Below are 16,111 nucleotides of genomic sequence, written 5' to 3'. Positions count from 1 at the left end.
GTTAAATCAGTACAAAAAAAGCCGGTATTTAAAAATTTAACGCAGGACGAGCAGACATCTTCTATCGAGCAGCGCTTCTCCTAAAGTTTCTAATTGTTCTAGAGATAGTTCTTGGATTTGTTGGCCTAAAGTCGAGGATATTTCACCTCAACGAGGGTTAAGTAGCCTTAGAATCAAAGAAACCGCTTCTTATCCTCTTCCTTTTTCCCAGATGTCCTGATTAATGACTGATTCGCCCATAATTTCTTCCCTTTCTTCCACTTTTTGAAACCATTTAGTCCATTTTTCTTTTAAGTCCTCTCTTCGGTACGCTTCAATTTCTGCGGCGATATCTTTTTCGGTAATATCCTGAACGCCGGGTAAGGATTGAGTTTTATCAAAGAGTTCTTTAACTTTTTGGCTTAAAATCTGACGGTTTTGTTTGTCTGCTAAATTTAACAAAGCGTCTTTTAATAAATCTTCAACGCTGTTATAATTTCCTGTCGCTAATTGAGAGTTAATTAATTGTTATAATTCGGGATTTAAGGTAATATTTATGGTAAAATATGCTCCTGTGTAATATCGAATTTGGGACGATTGAAAACAGTGATCAATTCTAACAAAGTAGATTCGGACATTAAAAGCTTGCCGATATTTTGGGCTTTGTCTAATGCCTGATGAGCTTTGCCGTTTTTCGACAGAAGCGCGCTTACTAAAACGTTGGTATCGAGAATAAAAGAATATTCAAGGCTCATTTAGTAAAGATTCTAAAATTTCGGGGGTTAATCCTCTAGCTTCCGCCTCATCACTAATTTCGTCCATTAGTTTTCTCAAGAAATCGATATCGCTGTTAACTGGCTTTCTAATTAGCAAATCGACAAGAACCCGGACGCGTTCTTGTTCCTCCGGGGATGCGGATTGATAGACTTCTGCCGCTTCGGGACTGACTTCGATCGAAATTTTGCTCATATTATTAAGGCTCATCCTTGCTGTGCTTCGGGGAGTTGTTTGACTAATTCGATAACTTGTTCGTTGCTTAAGGTTAAGTTCGGCATAGGTCAATTCTAGACACCAGCATGATTAATCAGTTTAACACGAGTCCTTAGAGGGGTGGGGAAACGGAGGGAATTTTCGGCCATGGTGACAACAGTAATCGTTTTTCTCAACCTATCGGAAAACTCGACACTATAACCCCTTTCTAATCCCTCGATTTGATGTTTTTCTACCAATTTCCCACGTCTCCTGCGGATAATCTTGCTTCGCGAATATCTTTTAATAAAATCCCATTGAGTAAAGTTCATAATTCATGGTTATTATTTCGATCTAAAAAGTCCAAAAAGTCTTTTGCTTTCACGATCTGAATATTTTGATATTCAACCAGTGAAAGAAGATGTTTGTCTCCCGTGATAATATGGGTAGCCTTGCCAGCGATTGCACATTCTATGATCATATCGTCATCGGGATCGTTGGGAACCGCTCTCAGTTGTCTTGTTATCGGAACAAGGCTAGAAAATTGACGAATTTCCGCGATATATTCTCTAAGTCCCCGTTCAGATATTTGAAATTTCTGCTGAAGTTTTTCGGTTAATTCGTCTAAAATCTCTTGGCAGGTTACTGAAGATACCGATCCCGTCTTCGCTAACGATAAGCAGGAAAATGTAGGGCTGTTTTTAGACAGCCAAGCAGAGATTAATATATTTGTATCAAAAACAACTACATAGGTCACTATTTTTCGTGAACGATTTCATCGATAAATTCTTCTCTTTCGTCTTCCGTCATGGTATCCCAATCATAACCGCGTTCTTTGGCTACGATTCTAGCTCTTTCTGCTCCTTCATTAAATACTGGTTCCAACTGTCTCCACTGACTGAGGATGAGAATTTTATAAACTTCCTGTTGCTGTGCTTCGGGGAGTTGTTTGAATAAGTCGATCACTTGTTCATTGCTTAAGGTTAAGTTCGGCATAGGTCGCTTCTAGACAATAGCATGATTAATCAGTTTAACACGAGTCCTTAGCGGGGCGGGGAACTGGAGGGAATTTTCGGCCATGCTGACAACAGTAATCGTTTTTCCCAACCTCTCGAAAAATCCGACACTATCATCCCTTTTGAGTTTTTATAGCACAAGTCGTCTTTTCAATTTTTATTCAAATTTTTTAACATATTTTAAATATTGATTGTTAAATATTCAGACAATTAGATGTAAAAAATTATTTGGGTTTATTTGTGTAAAGATAGATATAATACAGGCGAAACCGCTGCCATTTTATTAAAATATAACTAAATATTGTCAATCGTTGTCGTTTTATGGTATAATTGCGATGCAAGCATTACATAGATTAGCATGAGTCAATGAAACTACCAGAGTTTGATCGTGTCATTTACGAGTACAATCCATTATTCGAGGTGGTTTGTCAATTGACCTTTCCACCTATATTAAAAATATCTCATCAAGAACCTGTTGAATTTCAAGATGAGATCAGATTTCAATATCCACTTGTTGAACGTACTCAACCACAGATACCTCCTGAAATTGCCAAGGTCGTTCAACAATTTAATTTGCCGCTACCTAACAATAGTGCCTATATTTTTAAATCAGAAGATCAAAAATGGAAGTTAGCTGTTGATAAAGATTTGATTGCGCTCACGACATCTGCATACGAAAGATACGAATATTTCAGGGAAAAACTGGAGTTCGCAGTTACAATTTTTGAAAGAATATATAAACCATCTTTTTACACAAGAGTTGGATTGAGATATCGAAATTTAATTGTACGTTCCGAACTACAATTAGAGAGTAAAAAGTGGTCAGAGCTAATCACAAGAAGAATTGCTTCAGAACTTTACGATTCTGATTTTTCTGCATCTATTCAATCGATAAACAAGAGTTTGGTTTTGAAAGTAGATAATGGACAGGTGAATTTTAATCATGGATTAGTATATGTTGAAAATACTAAAGCAAATGATGAAGAGGAAGCCTATCTATTAGATGCAGATTTTTACACAGAAAGAAAAATAGCGAGGGATGAAAATGTCTGGAACATACTCGATAGCTTCAACAAATCCGCCAGAAAGCTCTTCCGGTGCAGTATTAGCGAAACTCTCCACGACGCATTACGACCGACCAATGTCGATCCGTCCTAACAAAAGTCAAACCTCAACTGGTGATTTTCTAGTAAATTTGTTAATTGATAGAAAAGCTGGTAGAACGATAACTGGAAACTATCCTAGTTTCGATCTCACGATGTCTGACTCTTCCTTGTCTTTAACAACTCATTGGAGAGAATTTCCTCAAGACAAATTAATTGCACTTATTAAATGTCTGTTAATATTACAGTCTCTTCCTGAAGATGCGTTAGATGAATCGGTAACACAACTGGAAGACATTGCGAGTTTTTATTCTAATCTTAGTCCTGAGAAAATTGTACCTGTAATTCCAGCCAGTAGTATTAGAGGTAAATTGAGAGCGATACAGATTAGACAACCTATTATTTTAGAACCATAATTTGTTAGTCTGGATGTTTTATGGCCGATCACATCATTTATAAAAAATCGATTGAAGGAAGTGCGTTGAGACAAGGAGAAATACTTACTGATGTAATTCAATATAATCCAGTTGCCAGTGATCTATCTCAAGAATCAGAAGATGTTGCTTTTGATCCTATTTTACATCCTTTTGTCATTGTAGTCTCTCAAGATTGTGATTTAGATTGGGATTACCAAGCTAGACAGCCTGATATTAATCAGCCTCATAAGTTACTAAACTCTATAATCTTTTGTGAGATATCGTCAGCACAAGAAATTAAAGATATAGTTAGGAAGACTGACGCGTGGAACTTAATAAAAACTCAGCGAGATGAAAGATATTATTTTTTTGAAAAAATTCCTAATAACTGTGATCTACAAAATGAAGGGGTTCAAGAACTAACGGCTGACTTTAAAAAGGTTTTTGGGCTAGATTCTAAAACAATATATCGTCAACTAGAAATTGGTATGGCGAAACGAAGAACGATATTAAGTAGTCCTTATCTAGAACATTTTTCTAAAAGATTTTATAATTTTCATGGCAGAATTGCTTTACCTTTTCAATACCAAAGCGAAAAGGAAGGTTGAATACTAACAATTTATCAGAATAACCACAGGAACAAAAAAATTGTTAATTACCGATAATAATTTCCCACTGGCAAAATTAAGCCGATGATAAAGAACACTTACAAGACTTCTCGGAGTATCTGCTTTGAAATGTCTAATCGATAGCCATACTCTGCTCTGTTACACACTCAAGGAATCCCGACTCAGTAGCAGCACCCATCAACTTCCTAAAAACCTTCTGGCTTTAAGACAGGACGATAACGTAATTTGATAATAACAGAACCACTAAACCTAAAGCTTGATTGAAAAGCAATAAAATTGAGTTGCTGAGTCATTATCCCATTGTTACAAATCTGATTCATTATTATTTCATAATTCATTTTAAATTCAGAACCATTTTTATCAATTAGAAATATAAAATCAGCACATCTTCTATTAGGATTGTCTCTAGATGGATCATCTTCATAACAAAAATCTTCGGTTTTATAGATAACCGAACCATTATTACACTTAATAGCGAAAAAAACGCTAGTAATTCCTGATTCTAAAACTTGACAATTATATTTTCCTTGCTGAGTTTCGATAAAACCACTTGCTTCAAACCAAGTATTATTGACTAATCTCTGGGGCCAGTCCTCTGGACATGAATTAGCAAAAGCAGCATAGTTTTCTAAACTTATTATTATGCTTATAGCTTTTGTTAACCATTTTAACATTTCAAATTTTCCTTTGCATAAGGATTAATTATAGTAGTTTTATTGTAGGTTAACTTTATGTTAACCTACAATAATTTTGTACTACTTAACTACCGCCAATCCTTGCCACATCGCGGGCGTTGGCTTCAAAAGCCGCATCGAGGGCAGAATCGCCGGTTAAACCAGAATCTAACGCCTCTTTAATACACTGCAACATCCGCTTATAATCCTTGGGCATTACCTTAACAAACTTGGGCAACATTTCCGACCAATTTGCTAAAACCAGTGCCGCTTTTTGACTTTGGGTGTAATCAGCATGGCGTTGAATTAACTCGCGTAAATCGTTGATTTCTTCCCCTTCTAGCGCCTCTAAAGCCACCATTTGGGTATTGCAACGAGTGGCGAAATCCCCCGACTCATCGAGGACGTAGGCGACACCACCACTCATCCCGGCGGCGAAATTGCGACCGGTGGGCCCTAAAACAACGACTTTACCCCCCGTCATATACTCGCAAGCATGGTCGCCAACGGACTCAACCACCGTATTAACTCCAGAATTGCGGACACAGAAACGTTCCCCAGCAACCCCAGAAATATACACCTCACCACTGGTTGCACCGTATAAAGCCACATTACCGATGATAATATTATCCTCGGCCACAAAAGTGGAACCTTTGGGCGGATAAACGATGATTTTGCCACCGCTTAAACCTTTACCCACATAATCATTGGCATCCCCTTCTAACTCCAGTGTCACTCCTTTGGGAACAAAAGCACCGAAACTCTGCCCCGCGCTGCCCTGAAAATGGAGATGTACGGTATCTTCGGGTAAACCCTCCCAGTGACGTTTAGTGATTTCGTTGCCTAAAATCGTCCCCACCACGCGGTTAATATTTTTAATCGGTAGTGTCGCCTTGACTTTTTCGCCTTTTTCAATGGCATCTTTGCATAAATCCAGTAAAACGGTTATATCCAAGCACTTATCTAAACCGTGGTCCTGGGGAATCTGACAATAGCGTCCTACCTCTGCATCTACCTCCGGTTGATAGAGAATTGGAGTTAGGTCAATTCCTTTCGCTTTCCAATGTTCTACCGCCTGTTTTGGCTCTAATACATCAGTTCGCCCCACCATTTCATTTAAGGTGCGGAATCCCAATTCGGCCATAATTTCCCGCACTTCCTGGGCGATAAATTTCATGAAATTCACCGTATATTCGGGATCCCCGATGAAATTCTGCCGTAATAACGGATCCTGGGTCGCTACCCCCGCCGGACAGGTATTAAGATGACAAACCCGCATCATAATACAGCCTAACGTTACCAGTGGCGCGGTCGAAAAACCGAATTCTTCGGCCCCCAATAGGGTTGCCACCACCACATCGCGGCCGGTTTTCATCTGGCCATCGGTTTCCACCGCAATGCGACTGCGAAGATTATTTAACACCAATGTTTGATGGGTTTCTGCTAGTCCCAACTCCCAGGGTAAACCCGCGTGTTTAATCGAGGTTTGGGGTGAGGCACCGGTCCCACCATCGAAACCAGAGATTAAAACCACGTCGGCGTGAGCTTTAGCGACTCCGGCGGCGATTGTGCCAACTCCCACCTCAGAAACCAGTTTTACGCTCACTCTGGCCGCACGATTGGCATTTTTTAGGTCATGAATCAACTCCGCGAGGTCTTCAATCGAGTAGATATCGTGGTGGGGTGGGGGAGAAATTAAACCAACTCCGGGGGTGGAGTGACGGACTTTGGCAATCCAAGGATAGACTTTTTTACCCGGTAATTGACCGCCTTCGCCAGGTTTTGCCCCCTGGGCCATTTTTATCTGCAATTCTCGCGCTTGGGAAAGGTAAAGACTGGTGACACCAAAACGGCCGGAAGCCACCTGTTTAATGGCACTATTTTTCGAGTCTCCCCGTTCATTTGTCCAAGTGTAGCGCTCGGAATCTTCGCCGCCTTCCCCGGTGTTCGACTTGCCACCGATACGATTCATGGCAATAGCGAGGGATTCGTGGGCCTCTTTGGAAATGGAACCGTAACTCATGGCCCCAGTTTTAAAGCGTTTCATAATCGCTTCAATCGGTTCCACTTCTTCGATGGGGATACTTTCCCGGTTTTTAAAGGTTAATAGTCCCCGCAGGGTGAAGAATTTTTGATTCTGTTGGTTGACCAGTTGGGAATACTTCTTAAAGAGGTCGTATTTGCCCAATTTTACCGCTTGTTGCAGGGTATGAATGGTTTCTGGGCTAAAAAGATGGGCTTCCCCGTCCTTACGCCATTGATATTCACCGCCAATATCGAGGGTATGCACATTAACATCCCGGTCGGGGAAAGCGTGGCCGTGTCTGAGTAGGGATTCTTTGGCAATAATTTCTAAATCGGCCCCTTCAATGCGGGAAGCTGTCCAAGTAAAATAGTGATCAACTACCGATCGATTTAAGCCAATAGCCTCGAATATTTGCGCCCCACGGTAGCTTTGCAGGGTAGAAATGCCAATTTTAGAGGCCACTTTAATTACGCCCTTGGTGGCGGCTTTTATGTAGTTTTTACAGGCACTCTGGTGGTCAACTCCTACCAATAATCCTTCCTCGATCATACTGCCGAGGGTGGCAAAGGCTAGATAGGGATTAATCGCACCGCAACCATAACCGAGGAGAAGGGCGTAGTGATGCACTTCCCGGGGTTCGCCGGATTCCAGGACAAGGCCGACTCTGGTGCGGGTTCCCTGCCGGATGAGATGATGGTGTAAACCGGCAACCGCCAGCAGTGAGGGAATCGGGGCGTGATTTTTATCGATACCTCGATCGCTTAAAATAATAATGCTCGCGCCCGCTAAAATTGCCTCGTCCACCTCTTGACAAATTGCCTCAATTGTGCTACGCATCCCCTCGACTCCCGAAGTGGGATCGAAGAGAATGGGAATAGTCACGGTTTTAAATTCGCTATTGCCTTGTAAACGCGCTAATTGGGCATTAGTGAGGATGGGAGAGTTAAGTTTAATCAGGTGACAGCTTTCCGGCTGCGGATCCAAGAGATTTCTCTCCGCGCCGATAGTGGTGATGGGAGAGGTGATAATTTCTTCGCGAATTGAGTCAATCGGGGGGTTAGTGACTTGGGCGAATAACTGCTGAAAGTAATCATAAAGCAGTTTTGGGCGATCGGACAAGACGGCTAGGGGTGTATCGGAACCCATGGAACCCACTGCTTCCACTCCATCCCGGCCCATGGGGGCTAATAAAAGACGTAATTCTTCAAAAGTGTAACCGAAAGCGGTTTGCTGTTGAATTAGGGAAACAGAAGTTTCCGGCGGGGCAGTTTCAACGGCCGGTAAATCATCTAAATTGACTAAATTTTCGTTTAACCACTGGCGATAGGGATGAGCTTTGGCAATAGCTTCTTTTATCTCCTCATCGGCCACGATACGACCTTCTTTCATGTCCACAAGGAACATCCGGCCGGGTTGCAGACGACCTTTAAAAGCGACGCGTTCCGGTTCAATGGGTAAAACTCCCGCTTCCGATGCCATAATTACTAGGTCATCTTTGGTGACATAGTAACGGGAAGGACGTAAACCATTGCGGTCTAACACTGCTCCCATCATCGTACCATCGGTAAAAGCGATCGAGGCCGGACCATCCCAGGGTTCCATCAAACAGGAATGGTATTCATAAAAGGCTTTTTTCTCATCACTCATCGATTCGTGGGCTGCCCAGGGTTCAGGAATCATCATCATGACAGCGTGAGGAAGAGAACGCCCCGATAAAACCATTAATTCTAGGGCATTATCAAAAATTAAGGAGTCACTACCCTCGATATTAATAACCGGCTGGATTCTTTTGATGTCTTCCCCGAACAAGGGTGAGGCAAACATCGACTGACGGGCGTGCATCCAGTTAATATTACCTCGCAGGGTATTAATTTCGCCATTGTGGGCAATATAACGGTAAGGGTGGGCGCGTTCCCAACTGGGGAAGGTATTGGTACTAAAACGAGAATGGACTAATCCTAAAGCACTTTGAAAGTCGGGGTCGTGTAAATCAGGAAAATAGTCACCCACCTGTACCGGCATTAATTGCCCTTTATAGACAATGGTACGACTAGAAATACTGCAAGGATACCAGTAACGATTAAAAGATTGACGACTGAGGTGGGAACGCTTGCGAATAACGTATAATTTGCGTTCAAAGGCCAGATCATCGCTTAAATGGGCATCGCGTTCGATGAAAACCTGTTCGATAAAGGGTTCGGTAGATTTGGCCGAATTGCCCAAACTAGAGTTATCCGTGGGAACATCACGCCAACCGAGAACTTTTAACCCCTCTTCGGCGGCGATTTTCTCGAATTCCTGGCGACTTTTCCCGCGAATTTCGGCATCAGGGGCCGTGTAGAGCATTCCTACCCCGTATTGTCCGGCTGCTGGTAAGGTAAAACCTAGATTACTGGTCACTTTCCGGAAAAATAGGTCAGGGATTTGGCATAAAATACCCGCCCCATCTCCGGTATTTTTTTCCGCACCGCACGCGCCACGGTGATCGAGGTTTAATAAAATTGTTAAGGCCTGTTCAACAATATCGTGGGACTTTTTCCCCGTTTTATGAACGATAAAACCGACACCACAAGCATCATGTTCAAATTGGGGATCGTATAGTCCTTGTTTCCGTGGAGTTTGATTGTTATTCATCTTGTCTAATAGCCTAGCAGTCTGGAAGGGAATGGCCTAGAGGGTGAGCCAGAGTAGCGATTCTAGGTATATCAATTTTGTATCCAGACTGGACCTTCGGTCTTATATCTTAAGGAAATGTTTCGATGTGACAAGGGTTCCTCTCGCTGCTTTACCCCCTGATCGAGATCGCTTTTCCGATACAAGTTCGATCGCTCCTATAATCGAAGAAATACTCGATCGCTATCTCGATCCCGTTCGATTGATTTTTTCTGCTCTTTCTCGCCATTTTTTTGAATTTTCTGTAATTACCTCGCACATTGATCGGGCTTTTTCCGCCGCATCCCGCGCCATTTCCAGAATTTCCTCTAGTTCCCGTTCATTTAGTCCTGTTTCTTTTCCTTCCATCACCGTAAACCCTCCAAGCGATTTTTAACCTTATTCTAGTTTCTAAAATACGTCCGAGCTATGATAGCTTGACTCTAGAGCTAAAGTAGAGATAGGGTTTAATTGGAGCCATGTATGGAAGCGATCGAATTTAGGACGGTTATTCATAAGGGTCGGGTGAGCGTTCCCCCCCGATATTCTTCTCGATGGGAAGGTAAGATGATGCGGGTGATTGTTTTGGATGACTCGGAAATCGTCCCCGATCCGAGCCAGAAAACTGAAAAAACGATGTTCGAGGCGATTTCTTTAAATACACGGGGATTTACATTCGATCGGGACGAGGCTAATGCCCGATAAAGTTTTTTTTGATAGTTTAATACTGGCCAGCGCTCTGGAAGCGGGCTGTCAAATTCTCTACAGTGAAGATTTACAACATGGTCAGCGAATCGAGAATCAATTGATGATTATTAATCCCTTTAGTTAAGTAGGTAGGTGTTAAAAGTTGTCAGACACCCCCCTTGATAAGTAGGGTTGATTCATGAATCAACCCTACTATGAATCAACCCTAGGACTAAGGGGGGATCGAACTTAAAATCCATTTTTAATTTAATTATAACTACTTACTTAAGTTAATTTCTCCCAAATTTTTGCGGCTCTCTTATCGTTTGTGTGATCGATTTTAGCGATTAAATCTATCTTCCTCTCTCTGTCCTTTGTGCCTTTGTGGTTTATCCCCAAGAGGCTCTTTTTTCCAGTCTATCCCTTGGGGGAGAAAAATAATAAGGGGAACCACAGTTGATGAAGAATATCTTCATTAATCCGACGCACGGCTAACCATTCCAACATATTGGAACGATGGCAGGTAGCCACTGCGATGGCACTGATGTCATCTTCTTCCGCTGCCGTCAACACTTCTAATACAGGTGTTCCCTGTCGCACTTGGCTCTCTACTTGCAAACCGAGTTTTTCTAGTTGCGCTTGTACCGATTCTAATTCCCGACGGGCATCATTTAAACGGTATTCGGTGACACTGGGATCGCGACTGATGTTTTCCACTACCCGGACGAGGAGACATTGCTCAAAAGAGCCAGGGGTGCGGGTTTGAGCGTATTTTTCCATCTGTTCAATTAGATAAATTGCGTCGGGACTGCCATCGTAGGGAATTAATAAATGTTTCCAGAGATGCTGACAGCGCAGGGCTAATTCATCGTGAGTATAAACTGATAATAATTGCGGTCGGAAAATCAGCAGCGGAATATCGGTTATACCTGCGATCGCTAAACTGGTACTACCGAATAATTTTTCTTGGACAGCACCGCGCATGGGATTGCCCATCAAAATCACGTCAATAGAGTGATGCGCGAGGATTTCCCGCACGGCATCCACGGGACGACGGTTAGAGATTTCGACAATAACTGTCATGCCGTCGGGAATATTTGCTAAAGCTGGGGATAATTTTTCTTTAGCCGCATCAATTTTTCCTTGATCTACGGCAGCTAGGGTGGGTTGTTCCCAAACCGGAATACTGTGGAGGAAGATAACTTGTTTTAAGCCGCTCAGGGCTAAGTGTGGCACACAATGGACAAGACGATGGAGACCATCGAAAAGATCTGTACAGATCAAAGCGCGCTCGAACATAAATTAACCCCTAGCAATTCGGTTATTCTTCCCTAAGAATAACTAAAAAGGTGAAGAAATGCGCCCCGCATCCCTAGCTCGTTTCCGCAGAAACCCAGCCGGAGAAAGAGGTCGCCCGCAGGGGTGAAATGAGTTACTGGGAGGCCCAGGGATTAGAATCTAGACCCCACTGGTGTTTGAGAAAAGCTTTGTACATATTTTCTCTGACCATCATTTGTTCGTAGAGCTTGATCAGGAAATCCTGCGCTTGCTCCTGACTCATTTTTTCTACCTGAGTCTGAAAAGAACGAATGTTGAACTGTTGTTCTAAGGAAAGTTCGATCGGTTGAGACATGGTGTTCCTCCTCGATGAAGACAGTGGTTGATAACAAGCGAGATGGGTGATTGGTATCACCTCTTTTCTTTAACTAATGTAACAAATACTTGACAAAGTGTCAATGTATCTGTAAAGAGGGTTTTGCTTTTTCCCTCCTGTTAGCTAGGATACCCCGCCGCCAAAAGGAAAGAAGCATATAATGATACATTTAGCAAGAGTTTTAATAAAATTTTGCTTACTGTGAACAAATACTTAAGTAGTTATACTTATTTTTCCCCAGGTCCGACCAGAGCGAGAGAAAATATTTGACAAATTGTGTAAAGATTCTGTAATAATCGAAGAGAGCGACATAAATCGGGTAAGTTGAATGATTAGCCCTGTTAACAGCTAAAAACGTAACCCCTAGATTCCGTTCCTCTCGTTGAAATCGTTAAGGATAGTCGAAATTGACGGCCACAGCCGCTATCGTGCAGAAACTACAAGCCTATCGCTGGGAAACATCTTCCTTAGCTCTGTTTGCCTTAAAAAAATCAGGATACAGGCACGGAATGTCGCACAAGTTTTTACATCAACCTATACTTGGAGGAATCCATCATGTCCGTTCGTCTATACGTTGGTAATTTGCCCAAAGAATCCGTCGAGCGCGAAAAATTACAGGCGCTTTTTGCCGATGAAGGGGATACGATTACCACTAAAGTCATCAAAGACCGCAAAACCGGCAAATGTCGCGGTTTTGCCTTCGTTACCGTCCCTAGCGATGAACTAGCCGACCAGTTTATCGAAAAATACAACGGCCAATCCTTCATGGAAAACCCGATCAAAATCGAGAAAGCTCTCCCCCGCAGCAAGGGAGGTAAAGAAGAAGGAGAAGAAGCAGAAGGCACGGAGGCCAGCGTAGAAACCCCAGAAAAAGTCGAAAGACCGACTCCGAAACCGACGACAGCAGCACCGCGCAAATCCAGTGGTGGTGGCGGCGGCAAAAAACGCAAGGCTGAACGGGGTGGCAGTAGTACCCCGAAAGTTACCGGCGATGGTGACGCTTTACAGCCAGATCCCCGTTGGGCCAATGAATTGGCTAAACTCAAGGAAATGTTAGCCGCTCAGGCCACTAATCCCTAATTCCATTGACAAGAGGGCAAGGGATGACCGATAACTAAGAGGTTCAAAACATCGCTTTTAGGAATGTGCATCATGACAGCAATCGATCCGATCATTATCATGAAACAGGAGGTCGGTAAGGCCGCCGCTAATCTAGTTCAATCTAATTCGGTCGTGGGATTGGGAACTGGTTCAACGACGGCCTACGCGATCGAATATCTGGGCGCTAGACTGCAAAGCGGGGAAATCAGCAATATTGTCGGGGTTCCCACTTCTTTTCAAGCGCAAGTTTTGGCTAGGAAGTACGGAATTCCCCTCACCACCCTCGATGTCATCGCCAAGATGGATATCGCTATCGATGGGGCCGATGAGGTGGATCCCCAGAAAAACCTGATTAAAGGCGGCGGTGCTGCCCATACTCAGGAGAAAATTGTCGATAGTCTCGCCGATATTTTTGTCGTGGTAGTGGATGGCAATAAGCTGGTGGATAAGTTGGGATCGACTTTTCTTTTGCCGGTGGAAGTGTTACCCATGGCCATGACTCCAGTTATGCTGAAATTAGAGGCCCTCGGTGGTAAACCTTCCCTGCGCATGGGAGTGAAAAAAGCCGGCCCCGTGGTGACAGATCAAGGCAATTTAGTTATCGATGTTAAATTTGATAGTATCGATGATCCGGCTGATTTGGAAAGAACTATTAATAATATGCCGGGGGTTTTAGAAAATGGTTTATTTGTCGGGGTTGCTGATCTGATTCTCGTCGGTGAAATTATCGACGGTAAGCCGGTAGTGCGCGAGATTAGGTAGGCTTAATTATTCTTAAGCTAATAGTGAAACAGGACTGCAGCCTGTTTTATTATTATGGGTGTATATAGACAAAGAGAAAAATAAGGAGAGGGCTATAGGTTAATAAAAAATATGTCCCTTTTTGACAGAAAATACCTGGGAAGATTGCAACCAACGGGACTCAAAAGAACTGAGATGAGTGGTGGTAATTAAAGTTTGAAAACGGTCTTCGATCGCATCTAATAATTGATTTTGTCGCTCGATATCTAATTCCGCTAAAACATCATCGAGGAGCAGTAGGGGAGGTTCCCCGATAATCTGCTCTAGTAACTGTAATTCCGCTAATTTCAAGGCTAAAACTAAGGTTCTTTGTTGTCCTTGGGAACCGTAGGATTTAGCGGGGTTTTGGTTAATTAAAAAATCCACTTCATCCCGGTGCGGACCGACTACCGATGTCCCTAGTTGTTTCTCTGCCAAACGACGGGTTTCAATCTTATCTAAAAAAGCCCTTTGTACCTCATTGACATCATCTTCTATCCAAGGCACATTGGGAACATATTGTAATTCTAGATATTCAGTTTTTCCGCTAATACTTTCGTGCCATTTTTGGGCTAAAGGAATTAATCTTTGCAGGACTCGCGCCCTTCTTCTCGTTACTCTTGAACCGGTTTCTGCTAGTTGTAAATCCCAGAGTTTTAGTTGGGATAAATCCGCATAAACTTTTCCCTCTAATTCCTGTTTACGAATCTCTTTTAAGAGGGCATTTCTTTGTCGTAAAACCTGATTATATTGCTGTAAAATATGAACGTATAGGGGTTCTAATTGAATTAACAAAGTATCTAACCAATCTCGGCGAGCTTCCGGACCACCGCGCACTAAATCCAGATCGAGACTAGAAAATTGTACCGCATTAATCACGCCCAAAAAGTCAAGATGACGGCGTAGGGGTTGACGGTCGCGGATCACGGTACGACGACCGGAAGAACGGAGAATTAAACTTAATTCTGATGCTCCATAAAGACGATTAACCCTAGCAAAAATTCTCGCCTCCGAGTCCGATTCTAGCACCAGATCCCGATCCTTGCTAACTCGATGGCTCTTGAGAGTGGCCAAAAGTTCGATCGCTTCTAGTAAATTAGATTTTCCCTGAGCATTATTACCCAATAATATTGTTTTTTTGGACTCGAATTTTAGCACCTGTTCGGCATAATTTCTAAAACTGTGAAGGTGCAGGTGTTCTAGATACATTGCAAGTTGGGGGTTGGGGAATTATGAATTATGAATTATGAATTATAAATTATGAATTGGGGTGTGGGGTGTGGGGTGTTGGGGAAGTGGGGAGAAAAAAGCTGATAACTGATCACTGATAACTGATCACTGACAATGGCAGGGGTTTGGGGTTAAGTGAATTTGCTATAATTCCCCTTGACAATCAGTATTTTATAGCAGCTTTTACCTTGAAAATTCCCTTTTTGCCTTTAAAACAGACTGAAAGTCTATCTAAACTCGCTTTGATGGCTATACTCGCTTTTGATGCTTCTGTTTCCCTCGCTGGACAATTTCCCGATGGCAGCATATTTTTTGAGCGCTCTCCCACTCTGGTTAATTTCTCCGCTACTTTTCAATCCGTGCGTACTTGGGGTGTCAAATACTATCTTACCATCGCTCTACCGCCGTCTCTCGGGGCGCCCTTGGGTAAAGTAACCATACAACAGCAGCCTAATATTCAAACTATTGCTTTTCTTGGCGATCAAACCTTTGCTTTTCTTGGCGATCGCAATCAGCGAGGCGAAAAATTAACCCTAAAATCCACTACTTTTAACCCCAATACTCAGACGATTACGGTCATTTTTGATCCTCCTGTCCCCCCCGGTAATACCGTTTCCATCGGTCTGAAACCAGTACGAAATCCCGATTATGGTGGTGTCTATCAGTTTGGAATTACTGCCTATCCCCCCGGGGAGAATTCTCCCGGATTATATCTAGGAGTCGGACGTTTAGCAATTTATGAGGCTGGCGATCGCTGGTAGGCTGTTCCGCGTCTAAAAACAGTGAGCAGTAAACAGTGAGCAGTGAGCAGTAAAAAGACAGTAGGAAACTTCTATTTAATTAGGAATAGGTGCAGCCTTAAATCGAAAACTGTAACCCCTAAATTATCATCGGCAAAAGTTCCCTGACTTCCTTGTACATTTAAAGTCAGGGATTAAGCGTTTGCTTGACATAAATGTATATCTCGACAACCCCAGAGTCTTATGATTTCCACCCTAACCCTTGAAGAAATCAAAACCCTAGTCTATCAACTTCCCCTCTCAGAACAAATTTCTCTCTTAGAAGACCTCGAAGACAAGCTAGAAACCCTCACCCTCATGAAACTAGCAGAAACAGGCTTTCCAGAATGGAACGACCCAGAGGAAGATATTTACAATGTCCAAACCTAAAGCTGCCGAAATTTGGTTAGTTCGCT

The 16,111-nt window shown here is 42.7% G+C and carries 22 protein-coding genes; 9 read left to right on the top strand and 13 right to left on the bottom strand.

Going from position 1 to position 16,111, the window contains the following annotated elements; translation table 11 throughout:
* Nucleotides 1–36: 36 nt before the first annotated feature.
* The 7 genes from B5D77_RS27495 to B5D77_RS21875 form a co-directional block, all read right to left on the bottom strand.
* Nucleotides 37–141 carry a DUF4351 domain-containing protein gene (locus B5D77_RS27495; RefSeq protein WP_255348747.1) on the bottom strand — a complete coding sequence of 35 codons (105 nt, stop codon included), beginning with the start codon at nt 139–141 and terminating at the stop codon, nt 37–39.
* A gap of 48 nt (nt 142–189) precedes the next feature.
* Nucleotides 190–441: a hypothetical protein gene (locus B5D77_RS21900; protein WP_008198716.1), complete on the bottom strand. Its 252-nt coding sequence runs from the start codon at nt 439–441 to the stop codon at nt 190–192.
* Nucleotides 442–533: 92 nt separating this feature from the next.
* Nucleotides 534–734 carry a putative toxin-antitoxin system toxin component, PIN family gene (locus tag B5D77_RS21895; RefSeq protein ID WP_253852053.1) on the bottom strand — a complete coding sequence of 67 codons (201 nt, stop codon included), beginning with the start codon at nt 732–734 and terminating at the stop codon, nt 534–536.
* The gene (locus B5D77_RS21890; RefSeq protein ID WP_002748889.1) at nt 724–948 is read right to left on the bottom strand and encodes a hypothetical protein; all 225 of its coding nucleotides are present in this window, start codon (nt 946–948) and stop codon (nt 724–726) included. The genes B5D77_RS21895 and B5D77_RS21890 overlap by 11 nt, the downstream gene beginning before the upstream one ends.
* A gap of 95 nt (nt 949–1,043) precedes the next feature.
* Nucleotides 1,044–1,280 (bottom strand): DUF4926 domain-containing protein, encoded by a 237-nt coding sequence (locus tag B5D77_RS21885; protein WP_253852052.1) that lies wholly within the window; start codon nt 1,278–1,280, stop codon nt 1,044–1,046.
* Nucleotides 1,277–1,705: a putative toxin-antitoxin system toxin component, PIN family gene (locus tag B5D77_RS21880; RefSeq protein ID WP_106909647.1), complete on the bottom strand. Its 429-nt coding sequence runs from the start codon at nt 1,703–1,705 to the stop codon at nt 1,277–1,279. The genes B5D77_RS21885 and B5D77_RS21880 overlap by 4 nt, the downstream gene beginning before the upstream one ends.
* Nucleotides 1,705–1,944, bottom strand: coding sequence for a hypothetical protein (locus tag B5D77_RS21875; protein WP_002777102.1), 240 nt, complete (start codon nt 1,942–1,944; stop codon nt 1,705–1,707). Before B5D77_RS21875 ends, B5D77_RS21880 begins: the two co-directional genes overlap by 1 nt.
* Nucleotides 1,945–2,330: 386 nt before the next feature.
* On the opposite strand from B5D77_RS21875, the gene B5D77_RS21865 reads away from it, so the two are divergent.
* From B5D77_RS21865 to B5D77_RS21855, 3 genes are read left to right on the top strand one after another with little or no spacing between them, the layout of a single operon-like run.
* The gene (locus tag B5D77_RS21865) at nt 2,331–3,122 is read left to right on the top strand and encodes a TIGR04255 family protein (RefSeq protein ID WP_106909646.1); all 792 of its coding nucleotides are present in this window, start codon (nt 2,331–2,333) and stop codon (nt 3,120–3,122) included.
* Nucleotides 3,106–3,483, top strand: coding sequence for a hypothetical protein (locus tag B5D77_RS21860; protein WP_012264321.1), 378 nt, complete (start codon nt 3,106–3,108; stop codon nt 3,481–3,483). Before B5D77_RS21865 ends, B5D77_RS21860 begins: the two co-directional genes overlap by 17 nt.
* Nucleotides 3,484–3,503: 20 nt before the next feature.
* The gene (locus B5D77_RS21855) at nt 3,504–4,091 is read left to right on the top strand and encodes a hypothetical protein (protein ID WP_012264320.1); all 588 of its coding nucleotides are present in this window, start codon (nt 3,504–3,506) and stop codon (nt 4,089–4,091) included.
* Between the two features lie 206 nt (nt 4,092–4,297).
* Here the strand turns inward: B5D77_RS21855 and B5D77_RS21845 are convergent, their stop codons facing one another.
* The 3 genes from B5D77_RS21845 to B5D77_RS26355 form a co-directional block, all read right to left on the bottom strand.
* Complete coding sequence (locus B5D77_RS21845; RefSeq protein WP_106909645.1) at nt 4,298–4,786, bottom strand: hypothetical protein; 489 nt, start codon at nt 4,784–4,786, stop codon at nt 4,298–4,300.
* A gap of 85 nt (nt 4,787–4,871) precedes the next feature.
* Nucleotides 4,872–9,446 carry a glutamate synthase large subunit gene (gene gltB, locus B5D77_RS21840; protein ID WP_106909644.1) on the bottom strand — a complete coding sequence of 1,525 codons (4,575 nt, stop codon included), beginning with the start codon at nt 9,444–9,446 and terminating at the stop codon, nt 4,872–4,874.
* 222 nt (nt 9,447–9,668) lie between these two features.
* Entirely contained in the window at nt 9,669–9,833 is a 165-nt protein-coding gene (locus B5D77_RS26355) for a hypothetical protein (protein WP_008198700.1), read from the bottom strand.
* Nucleotides 9,834–9,947: 114 nt separating this feature from the next.
* Between B5D77_RS26355 and B5D77_RS21835 the strand changes: the two genes are divergently transcribed.
* Together B5D77_RS21835 and B5D77_RS26350 are read left to right on the top strand one after the other, a co-directional pair.
* On the top strand, nt 9,948–10,169 hold the full coding sequence (locus tag B5D77_RS21835; protein ID WP_008198698.1) for a hypothetical protein: 222 nt from the start codon (nt 9,948–9,950) through the stop codon (nt 10,167–10,169).
* Nucleotides 10,159–10,296, top strand: coding sequence for a PIN domain-containing protein (locus B5D77_RS26350; protein WP_162496092.1), 138 nt, complete (start codon nt 10,159–10,161; stop codon nt 10,294–10,296). The genes B5D77_RS21835 and B5D77_RS26350 overlap by 11 nt, the downstream gene beginning before the upstream one ends.
* A gap of 272 nt (nt 10,297–10,568) precedes the next feature.
* On the opposite strand, the gene B5D77_RS21830 is transcribed toward B5D77_RS26350, so the two are convergent.
* Both B5D77_RS21830 and B5D77_RS21825 read right to left on the bottom strand, forming a co-directional pair.
* Entirely contained in the window at nt 10,569–11,450 is an 882-nt protein-coding gene (locus B5D77_RS21830; protein WP_106909643.1) for a universal stress protein, read from the bottom strand.
* 133 nt (nt 11,451–11,583) lie between these two features.
* Nucleotides 11,584–11,784 (bottom strand): NblA/ycf18 family protein, encoded by a 201-nt coding sequence (locus B5D77_RS21825; RefSeq protein WP_002791926.1) that lies wholly within the window; start codon nt 11,782–11,784, stop codon nt 11,584–11,586.
* Between the two features lie 576 nt (nt 11,785–12,360).
* On the opposite strand from B5D77_RS21825, the gene B5D77_RS21820 reads away from it, so the two are divergent.
* Nucleotides 12,361–12,885: an RNA-binding protein gene (locus B5D77_RS21820; protein ID WP_106909642.1), complete on the top strand. Its 525-nt coding sequence runs from the start codon at nt 12,361–12,363 to the stop codon at nt 12,883–12,885.
* Nucleotides 12,886–12,957: 72 nt separating this feature from the next.
* On the top strand, nt 12,958–13,668 hold the full coding sequence (gene rpiA / locus B5D77_RS21815) for a ribose-5-phosphate isomerase RpiA (protein ID WP_008198690.1): 711 nt from the start codon (nt 12,958–12,960) through the stop codon (nt 13,666–13,668).
* A 99-nt stretch (nt 13,669–13,767) separates the two neighbouring features.
* Here rpiA and recF read toward each other — a convergent pair whose 3' ends face one another.
* Entirely contained in the window at nt 13,768–14,895 is a 1,128-nt protein-coding gene (gene recF, locus B5D77_RS21810; protein ID WP_106909641.1) for a DNA replication/repair protein RecF, read from the bottom strand.
* Nucleotides 14,896–15,104: 209 nt separating this feature from the next.
* On the opposite strand from recF, the gene B5D77_RS21805 reads away from it, so the two are divergent.
* Nucleotides 15,105–15,677 (top strand): DUF2808 domain-containing protein, encoded by a 573-nt coding sequence (locus B5D77_RS21805; protein ID WP_039899621.1) that lies wholly within the window; start codon nt 15,105–15,107, stop codon nt 15,675–15,677.
* A gap of 222 nt (nt 15,678–15,899) precedes the next feature.
* The gene (locus B5D77_RS21800) at nt 15,900–16,085 is read left to right on the top strand and encodes a hypothetical protein (RefSeq protein WP_008198687.1); all 186 of its coding nucleotides are present in this window, start codon (nt 15,900–15,902) and stop codon (nt 16,083–16,085) included.
* Nucleotides 16,086–16,111 lie beyond the last annotated feature (26 nt).

This window comes from Microcystis sp. MC19, assembly GCF_003019735.1.
Classification (GTDB): Bacteria; Cyanobacteriota; Cyanobacteriia; order Cyanobacteriales; family Microcystaceae; genus Microcystis.
Note: the sequence above shows the minus strand (reverse complement) of the source record. Positions and strands in the feature narration are given on the sequence as shown.

Excerpts from the sequence above, each read along its gene's own strand:
- B5D77_RS21895 (WP_253852053.1), bottom strand. The coding sequence starts at position 734 with ATGAGCCTTGAATATTCTTTTATTCTCGATACCAACGTTTTAGTAAGC.
- B5D77_RS21890 (WP_002748889.1), bottom strand. The coding sequence starts at position 948 with ATGAGCAAAATTTCGATCGAAGTCAGTCCCGAAGCGGCAGAAGTCTAT.
- B5D77_RS21885 (WP_253852052.1), bottom strand. The coding sequence starts at position 1,280 with ATGAACTTTACTCAATGGGATTTTATTAAAAGATATTCGCGAAGCAAG.
- B5D77_RS21875 (WP_002777102.1), bottom strand. The coding sequence starts at position 1,944 with ATGCCGAACTTAACCTTAAGCAATGAACAAGTGATCGACTTATTCAAA.
- B5D77_RS21865 (WP_106909646.1), top strand. The coding sequence starts at position 2,331 with ATGAAACTACCAGAGTTTGATCGTGTCATTTACGAGTACAATCCATTA.
- B5D77_RS21860 (WP_012264321.1), top strand. The coding sequence starts at position 3,106 with ATGTCGATCCGTCCTAACAAAAGTCAAACCTCAACTGGTGATTTTCTA.
- B5D77_RS21855 (WP_012264320.1), top strand. The coding sequence starts at position 3,504 with ATGGCCGATCACATCATTTATAAAAAATCGATTGAAGGAAGTGCGTTG.
- B5D77_RS21845 (WP_106909645.1), bottom strand. The coding sequence starts at position 4,786 with ATGTTAAAATGGTTAACAAAAGCTATAAGCATAATAATAAGTTTAGAA.
- gltB (WP_106909644.1), bottom strand. The coding sequence starts at position 9,446 with ATGAATAACAATCAAACTCCACGGAAACAAGGACTATACGATCCCCAA.
- B5D77_RS26355 (WP_008198700.1), bottom strand. The coding sequence starts at position 9,833 with ATGGAAGGAAAAGAAACAGGACTAAATGAACGGGAACTAGAGGAAATT.
- B5D77_RS21835 (WP_008198698.1), top strand. The coding sequence starts at position 9,948 with ATGGAAGCGATCGAATTTAGGACGGTTATTCATAAGGGTCGGGTGAGC.
- B5D77_RS26350 (WP_162496092.1), top strand. The coding sequence starts at position 10,159 with ATGCCCGATAAAGTTTTTTTTGATAGTTTAATACTGGCCAGCGCTCTG.
- B5D77_RS21830 (WP_106909643.1), bottom strand. The coding sequence starts at position 11,450 with ATGTTCGAGCGCGCTTTGATCTGTACAGATCTTTTCGATGGTCTCCAT.
- B5D77_RS21825 (WP_002791926.1), bottom strand. The coding sequence starts at position 11,784 with ATGTCTCAACCGATCGAACTTTCCTTAGAACAACAGTTCAACATTCGT.
- B5D77_RS21820 (WP_106909642.1), top strand. The coding sequence starts at position 12,361 with ATGTCCGTTCGTCTATACGTTGGTAATTTGCCCAAAGAATCCGTCGAG.
- rpiA (WP_008198690.1), top strand. The coding sequence starts at position 12,958 with ATGACAGCAATCGATCCGATCATTATCATGAAACAGGAGGTCGGTAAG.
- recF (WP_106909641.1), bottom strand. The coding sequence starts at position 14,895 with ATGTATCTAGAACACCTGCACCTTCACAGTTTTAGAAATTATGCCGAA.
- B5D77_RS21800 (WP_008198687.1), top strand. The coding sequence starts at position 15,900 with ATGATTTCCACCCTAACCCTTGAAGAAATCAAAACCCTAGTCTATCAA.